Origin of the sequence: Plectonema radiosum NIES-515, assembly GCF_025753815.1 — a bacterium.
GTDB classification, from domain to species: Bacteria; Cyanobacteriota; Cyanobacteriia; order Cyanobacteriales; family Nostocaceae; genus Hassallia; species Hassallia radiosum_A.
In genome coordinates this window covers 1-5,424 of sequence record NZ_JAOWRF010000245.1, presented here as the reverse complement: position 1 = coordinate 5,424, position 5,424 = coordinate 1, and the positions used below count along the sequence as shown (strand labels likewise).

Genomic DNA, 5,424 nt, shown 5'->3' with positions numbered 1-5,424 from the left:
GGGGGTGTCAGGTAGTACATCCAAGGCGGATAACTCCACTATTTAAGCGTGTCCATGCTGAAAGTAGAGTTGCTTAAACCTAAATTGCAAATGTCTGACTATATTTGACTATGTGATTTGGAACTATGATTGCTTGGTACTTACGCTCAGTATTACACTTAGGAATAGCGATCGCCATCGGTCTGGCTATTTTATATGGAGTTTGTCTTTATACCTTAATACAAGGGATATGGATACCGCTTGTTCCCTCAGCCTTGGTTTTCGTTAATTGTAGTGTAATTGTGGCAGTATACACTAAGAATTAAGGACTGGGGAAGAGAGATTTTCATACTTTAGGTGACTAATGATTAATGAAAAAATCAATTATTGCATTTACCATTACTTTTGCATCGCTGTGCATCAGCGACATGATGCCAGTCATAGCATATTTCGATTCATCTAATATACAAATTCGCTTCAATGAAAAAGAAGTCGATGGATCAAGTCGAGGCAGACCTTCCAAAAGGGTAGGAACAGGAAGCCGTGGAGAATGTCCACCTGTAAAAGTGCCAGTTACTGCCTTGATACCCACTCAAAATACCGGTTTAACGGTTGAGGAACATCCTACTTTTTGGTTTTTTGTTCCTTATCACTTTAGTAATACATCCGGGGGGGAGTTTGCGTTGCAGGATGAGGCAAACAATGATGTTTACCGAACTTCTTTTAAGCTGCCGGAAACAGCAGGAATAGTTAGCCTCAGCGTACCATCCACAGTAACTTTAGAACTTAACAAAAGCTATCAATGGTACTTTAAAATTTACTGTAGTCGGCAGAATTTCTCTAACCCAGTATTTGTGCGTGGATGGGTGCAAAGAGAAGCGCTAAAACCAGATTTAGAGAGACTTTTGCAAGCAGATAGCAATGCGCGATCGCGCATTGCTATTTATGCTCAAAATGGTATTTGGTATTCAGCTTTGACCGAACTAGCTAAACTTTATTTTGCAGAACCCAAAAATACTGTCTTTAGTAATGATTGGGCTAATTTGTTGCGAGATGTTGATTTGGAGAATTTAGCCCAACAACCGATTGTCGGAGAAGTGAAAAACTACCGTTAAGTTACCAGGACGTTGAGTAGAGATTTAGAGGATTTCAGACTGCTTATGTTCAACTACAGTCCATTAGACTGTGCAGCATAATTTAATTATGCGTTGCCCGAAACCCTTGATTAGACGTAGCACAGAATAGTCTCTACGTATTTTCTGGAGATGTCTATTAGACTGTGCACCAGAATTTAAACAGCCTTTAGTCCTTAATTTCAGCAATTTGAGCAGGTGCGTAATATTAGCTACATTACTTATGTCTTTAGTTTCCCATAATAAAGCATTTTTGTAGTAAGGACTTCAGTGCTTATATTATGATTAGATGAGGACTAAAGTCCTCACTACGAACTTATCAACCGAAGGTAGGTACTTTTTACGCAGAACATTTCGCGCAAAAATTAGGACGAAACTTACATACCGGGCTGGCGGTTAATGAGTAACTTGTACAATATGGAAAACTGGTAATTTCGTATTTAGTATTTCGTGGTGTAGAGTACATTTGCAACCGTTGAATATACTTAGTTTTCCCAGCTAAAATCATAGATAGAAGCCTTGGGAAAGCAAGACAACCAAATATATTGATTGATGTTAGTAATATAATATCTAGCAAATCCATAGGTAATCACCGCCTGTTAGTAATAGGTGGTCAACTCAAGGATGAAGTATAAAATTTTCATCCTTCGCTCTCCACGCCAGTCATTGCTGTTAGTTACAACCAGTTAAGAGCAAGTTTCATTGCTTTTAATCTATGTAAAATCATCTTAACATATATTTATTTAAATATCTTCATGAAAATCAGGAAATTCTTTATGGATAGAAGTAGTTGTGTATCTTCAAGTGGGCTATTTTAGTCAGATGACAGAATATGCACAGAAAGATAATAATTTATAATTTAGGAGATGATGTGTAATGTCGAAAACTTCTGTGACTGCTGATATATTTTCTCAGATTTCTGAGCGAGAGCGCCTAGCATTAAAGAATTTGGCAGATTTTTCCCATGTAGAGACGTTACCAGAAATTTGGGATTTGGTAGCAAAACGATGCGGTGATACTGTCGCTTTGCGCGATCCTCACTCCAAACCAGAAGTTGTGATTACTCATAGGCAGCTATTAGAAAAAATACAGCAATTTGCCGCAGGTTTGCAAGCTTTGGGGGTAAAAGTAGGCGATCGCATAACTTTAATTGCTGACAACAGTCCCCGCTGGTTTATTGCCGATCAAGGTATTCTGATGGCTGGGGGAGTAGATGCGCTGCGTAGTTCCCAAGCAGAAAAGGAAGAATTGCTATTTATCATCGCTAATAGTGGTAGCACAGCGCTGGTGCTGGAAGATTTAAAGACACTGAAGAAGCTTCAAGATAGGCTCAACGATTTGCCAATTCAATTTATCATCTTGCTTAGTGATGAAGCACCACCATCAGAAGAAACTTTCAAGGTGTTGAACTTTTCACAATTGATGGAAAGGAGTGCAAATCGCACTTTACAACCAGCGCGGCAAAAACGCAATGATTTAGCAACATTAATGTACACGTCTGGCACTACAGGCAAACCTAAAGGCGTAATGCTCAGTTATGGTAACTTGATGCACCAAGTTACCACCTTTGGGATAGTGGTACAACCAGAAATAGGAGATATTGTCCTGAGTATTCTTCCTAGCTGGCACGTTTACGAAAGAACAGTTGAATATTACTTACTTTCTCAAGGTTGCACCCAAGTATACACTAACTTGCGTTCTTTCAAAAAGGATTTGCAACAATTCCAACCAAATTATATCCTGGGTGTACCGCGCTTGTGGGAATCGATTTATGAAGGTGTGCAAAAGCAGTTTCGCGAACAACCTGAAAACAAACGACGTTTAATTAATTCGTTACTGGCGATTAGCGATAAGTATATCAAAGCGCGGCGAATTGCGGAAAACTTGAGTTTAGATCATCTTGATGCTCAGGCGATCGCCCGATTATCAGCAAGTATACAAGCATCTGCATTGTTTCCCCTTCATACCTTCGGAGAAAAACTCGTTTATCACAAAGTCCGAGAAGCGACGGGAGGAAAAATTAAGCAGATGATTAGCGGTGGTGGTGCCCTTCCCAAACACATAGATAATTTCTTTGAAATTATTGGCGTCGAGATTTTGCAAGGCTATGGCTTGACGGAAACTTCTCCGGTAACAAATGTGCGTCGTACTTGGCGGAATTTACGCGGTTCATCTGGACAACCACTTCCGGGTACAGAAAATAAAATCGTCGATCCAGAAACTCGTAAAGCGTTACCAACTGGTGAAAAAGGTTTAGTGCTGTTGAAAGGACCGCAAATTATGCAAGGATATTACCAAAATCCGGAAGCGACAGCAAAAGCAATTGATGCAGAAGGTTGGTTTGATAGCGGGGATTTGGGTTGGGTGACACCAGAAAAAGATTTGGTGCTGACAGGAAGAGCAAAGGATACGATTGTCTTAAGCAACGGTGAAAACATCGAACCACAGCCCATTGAAGATGCGTGCGTGCGATCGCCTTATATCGACCAAATGATGCTTGTAGGGCAAGATAAACGCAGCGTCGGTGCTTTGATTGTACCAAATTTAGAAGCACTGCAAAAATGGGCAGAAAGTCAAAATCTCGAATTTTGTATACAGGACGACAATCTAACCGAGACAACAAGTCAAAAAATAAATCTTGAGAGTAAAATGAGCCAGGATTTATTTCGGCAAGAATTGAATCGGGAAGTGCAAAATCGTCCAGGTTATCGAGCAGATGACCGTATTGGTCAATTTAAACTAATCCTGGAGCCGTTTTCCATAGAAAATGGCATGATGACACAAACCTTAAAAATTCGCCGTCACGTCGTCATGGAACGCTATCGCGATATTATTGACGGCATGTTTGCCTGATAATTTCCACCGCAAACAAATAGAGTGAACGTGAAACTTTTATGGATGTCTCCAAACCTCAACTGCTTTTAAAGCGAGTCGTAAACGTCAAAGTCATTGTCACACCCCTCTGGAAAGAGGAAGTACAGCAGCAACTGCAAACCCAGATCAATCAAACCGATCAGCAATTGCAACAGCTAGACACTCAAGGACAAAGAGCAGTAACTGAAATTCAAAAGCAGAGTTTACAACCTCCTGGACCACAAACCCTGCAACAAATCGAAAATGTCCAAGTCCAAGTCAACCAAAAGAAAAGCGAACTGCTAGAGCAAAAAAATCAAAGTTTGCAAAACCTCCAGCAAGTGCAGTTTCTGGAATTGGATCAGGAAGTCCCCCAATTTCAAATGGAAGGCTTTTTCCGGGTCGAACCAGGTGATAACCTGATTAGCAAAATGCAAGTCGAAATCGTTCTGCGGGATGGGGTTGTAGAAGAAATTCGCGGTGACGTTTAAATTCACCAGTTATGTAGAGACGTTCCGGCGGAACGTCTGTACGGGAGTTATGAATTTTAACTTTTAATACCAATTCTGTGTGAAGTTGCGCTTTATCCCCCTCAGGCTAGAAGCCTGGGGCTAAACAAACAAAGCCCACCTACGTGGGCTAATTAGGCGCATCTTCATAAAGAAACGATATAACTCCTCACTCCTCACTCCCGTATCGTACGTACAGACGTTCCGGCGGAACGTCTAACTCATAACTTTTAACTCAGGGGCGCATCTATCCACAGGTAGAAATTGAATTTTTGTTCGGGCGGTTCCCAGACCAACATTGTACCTGGGAGCCTGCCCAGACAATTTGCCAAACGGGGGGTGAACTAACTAAAAGCGATCGCCCAAAAGTTGTCATCTCCACGCGGTATTTAACCGTACCGACAGCACTATCCCCTGGCTTCATCTGTGTAATCGTCACCATCGCTTGATTTGGTAGCGGATAAACTACCTCCACCTTTCGCGTTGCTTTCTCTGATACCACATCATCAAAAGCATTCAGGGCAAGTATAGCCGGATCGCTACCCTGGAGAGAAGAATTTAGATTTTGCAGAGGTATAGTTTTATAAGTTACTCTCTCTGTATATACCTCAATATGTTGAGCTTGTGGTATCGCCGAAAATTGCTGTTGTCCATTATCATTACCCCAAATCGATGCTGACGGCTGGCGCTGCATAATATAAAATCCAGCACCGACAGTGGCAAAGATACTCAGTATGAAAATTAAAAATAACTTCAACTTTGCCGACATAAAATTAAACAGAAATTTTAAACACGTTGACTACCAATTCTGAATTTTAGATGCAAATTTCACCCCAATCCTCTACATTTCAGTAGCTTTTTTATCTTAGTGAGCGATGATGAGGAGAATAAATCATATAGACCTTTGCTTTGTCTTTAGGTTCCAGGAGTGGAGGAGTGGGGGAGTGGGG

Annotated in this window: 5 protein-coding genes; 4 read left to right on the top strand and 1 reads right to left on the bottom strand. The window is 41.0% G+C overall.

The window, feature by feature from the left end; genetic code table 11:
• Positions 1-125 precede the first annotated feature (125 nt).
• The 4 genes from OGM63_RS16820 to OGM63_RS16805 all read left to right on the top strand — a co-directional run bounded on the left by OGM63_RS16820 (position 126) and on the right by OGM63_RS16805 (position 4,456).
• Positions 126-305 (top strand): hypothetical protein, encoded by a 180-nt coding sequence (locus tag OGM63_RS16820; RefSeq protein ID WP_263746749.1) that lies wholly within the window; start codon positions 126-128, stop codon positions 303-305.
• Between the two features lie 45 nt (positions 306-350).
• The gene (locus OGM63_RS16815; protein ID WP_263746748.1) at positions 351-1,094 is read left to right on the top strand and encodes a DUF928 domain-containing protein; all 744 of its coding nucleotides are present in this window, start codon (positions 351-353) and stop codon (positions 1,092-1,094) included.
• 894 nt (positions 1,095-1,988) lie between these two features.
• Positions 1,989-3,965, top strand: a complete 1,977-nt coding sequence (locus tag OGM63_RS16810) for an AMP-dependent synthetase/ligase (protein WP_263746746.1) — start codon at positions 1,989-1,991, stop codon at positions 3,963-3,965.
• A gap of 41 nt (positions 3,966-4,006) precedes the next feature.
• On the top strand, positions 4,007-4,456 hold the full coding sequence (locus OGM63_RS16805) for a YlqD family protein (RefSeq protein WP_263746745.1): 450 nt from the start codon (positions 4,007-4,009) through the stop codon (positions 4,454-4,456).
• Between the two features lie 265 nt (positions 4,457-4,721).
• On the opposite strand, the gene OGM63_RS16800 is transcribed toward OGM63_RS16805, so the two are convergent.
• Positions 4,722-5,243, bottom strand: a complete 522-nt coding sequence (locus OGM63_RS16800) for a hypothetical protein (protein ID WP_263746742.1) — start codon at positions 5,241-5,243, stop codon at positions 4,722-4,724.
• Between the last annotated feature and the right edge of the window lie 181 nt (positions 5,244-5,424).